Raw genomic sequence first — 2,414 nt, 5'->3', positions numbered from 1 at the left:
GCTCGTTCGTCCCAAGAACACGAAAAAAGTGTGTTCGCCTTCCTTCTTTTCCTCCCCCCCCCCCCCCCCCCGCTCCCACAGGTCAGGCGCCAGTCCCTGTCACAACTGGCTGCGCTTGTGCCGCAACTGCTGCTTCAACACCTTCAACGGCGGTGCATAGAAAAACCCGAACGACACACTCCCCGTGCGCCCCTTCACCGCGTGATGCAACCGGTGCGCGCGATGCAAACGCTTGAGGTAGCGGTTGACCGGCCGTGGCTTGCGTGGCCAGTGCCGATGAAAGAACCCGTCGTGGGCCACGACATACAGCACGCCGTACCCCGCCACGCCGCCACCCACCCACTGCAAGGGCGCAAAACCACCCTTGCCCAGGGCCACCAGCAGCGTGGCGATCAGCCCCAGGGCCACCAGGTACAGGTCATTGGTTTCGAGCATGCCCAGTTGCGGCTCATGGTGCGAGCGGTGCAGCCACCAGCCCCAGCCATGCATGATGTACTTGTGAGCCAGCGTGCCAACGCCCTCCATGGCCACCAGGGTGCCGAACAGCACGGCGAGATTGAACAGCATGGAACGGTCCGGGGGATGGCAAGGGAAGGCGCAAGGGTACCGATTGCCCGAGTTTTTTTCCATGCAGGCGTGACCGGTAGCAGGCCATTGCGGATGAAGCCATTGTCATGTTTTTGCCCTTGACCTGGCCTGCCACGGGGCGTAAGGTCCGCGGCGCAATTTTGCATCCCTGAACAGGAGACCTGCATTGGACAGTAGCCCCAGTCGCATGCGACAGGCCCACGTGGCGCGCTAGTCCGGCAGTGTCCTGCGCTGTCTGGCCGGCCTGGCAAGACGGTGGTTTCTTGTAATCCCCCTCTTCTTCCTCCCCCTTCGTGGTCTTGCGCATTTTCTGGTTTTTCAACCGCGCCAGCTGATGGCGTTCTTGCGGGCGTGTGCCCGTGGAAGAGGTTTGCTATGGATTGGAAAGTATTTCTGCTGCGTGTCAGCATCGCCCTGCTGCTGGGGGCGCTGATCGGCGCCGAACGTCAACTGCGCCAGCGCCTGACCGGGCTGCGCACCAATGCACTGGTCAGCACCGGTGCCTGCCTGTTCGTGCTGATGACCCAGGCGGTGCCGGGCATGGCGCCCACCGATGCGTCGCGTATCGCCGCGTACGTGGTATCGGGCATCGGTTTTCTTGGTGGCGGCGTGATCATGCGCGACGGGTTTAACGTACGTGGCCTGAACACCGCCGCCACGCTGTGGTGCACGGCCGCGGTCGGCGTGCTGTGCAGCCTCGGGCTGCTGCTGGAAGCGACGCTGGGTAGCCTGGTGGTGCTGTGTGCCAATATCCTGTTGCGTGACATTGCCCAGCGCCTGGACCGCCAGGAAGTGGTGCCGGCCAGCGAGGTGGAACAGCACTTCGAGGTGCGCATCGTCTGCCGCGCCGAGGACGAGATCCAGGTCCGCAGCCTGATGTTGCACAGCCTGGGCGACCCGCAGCTGCGCCTGCAGTCACTGCACAGCGAAGACCTGGCGAACCCCGCACGCCTGGAAGTGCGCGCCGAACTGCTCGGCACCGCGCAGGCACCAGCGCAACTGGAACGGTTGGTCAGCCGGGTCAGCCTGGAGAAAGGTGTAAGCTCGGTGCGCTGGCAATTGCAGCCGCAGGTGCTGGCGGCAGACTAGAACGAAAGGACTTCATCATGCGCATTCGCCCTACCCTTGAGCACGACATTCAATGGCTGCCGGGCGTCGAACGCTCGGCGGCCCAGGCCTTTGCCGCCCGGCCGGCGCTGGCATGGCTGGCGCAAGGAGATGTGATGGACTGCGGCACCCATCAGGCATTTGTCGAAGCTGGCGGGAGCTGGGTGGCCGAGGGGCCGGATGGGCGCATTCTGGGGTTTGCCTGTGCCCGGTTCGAGGATCAGGCGCTGCATCTTCATGAAATTTCGGTGCGCCGGGAGGCCCAGGGACAAGGTGTCGGGCGCAAGCTGCTGCAGCAGGTCGCCGATGCGGCGCGCCAGGCGGGGGCGCGGGAGCTGACCTTGACCACCTTTGCCGATGTTCCATGGAATGCGCCGTTCTATGCGCAGTTGGGGTTCGAGGTGATCGGTGAGGGGCTGCTGGATGCACGCTTGCAGCAGATTCTGGCCGATGAGCTTGCCCATGGGCTTGAGGGCCGCTGTGCGATGCGCCTTGGCTTAGATATTTAGACCCCGGGGCTGCTTTGCAGCCCATCGCCGGCAAGCCAGCTCCCACCTTGACCGCATCGGCCTCGAGCCATGCGCTATCCCCTGTGGGAGCAACTGTCTTTAGAAATTTATTTTCAAGCGTGCCATTCGGGCAGGGCTTCGCTCGATACCGCGTAGCGGTGTCGTTGGCGAAGCCCGCATTTGTAGAAAATCGATCCTCGTTCGTGATCA

General features: G+C 63.5%; 3 protein-coding genes. 2 read left to right on the top strand and 1 reads right to left on the bottom strand.

Features of this window, described 5'->3' with window-relative positions; genetic code table 11:
- Positions 1–99: 99 nt before the first annotated feature.
- A complete protein-coding gene (locus ACLCGK_RS30515; protein ID WP_015270356.1) occupies positions 100–567 on the bottom strand; it encodes a sterol desaturase family protein in 468 nt (155 codons plus the stop codon).
- A gap of 396 nt (positions 568–963) precedes the next feature.
- On the opposite strand from ACLCGK_RS30515, the gene ACLCGK_RS30510 reads away from it, so the two are divergent.
- Both ACLCGK_RS30510 and ACLCGK_RS30505 read left to right on the top strand, forming a co-directional pair.
- Entirely contained in the window at positions 964–1,677 is a 714-nt protein-coding gene (locus ACLCGK_RS30510; RefSeq protein ID WP_013972648.1) for an MgtC/SapB family protein, read from the top strand.
- A gap of 17 nt (positions 1,678–1,694) precedes the next feature.
- Positions 1,695–2,204: a GNAT family N-acetyltransferase gene (locus ACLCGK_RS30505; protein WP_410953528.1), complete on the top strand. Its 510-nt coding sequence runs from the start codon at positions 1,695–1,697 to the stop codon at positions 2,202–2,204.
- Positions 2,205–2,414: the final 210 nt, after the last annotated feature.

This window comes from Pseudomonas sp. S1(2024), assembly GCF_046557535.1.
This window is presented reverse-complemented; position numbering and strand designations above follow the sequence as displayed.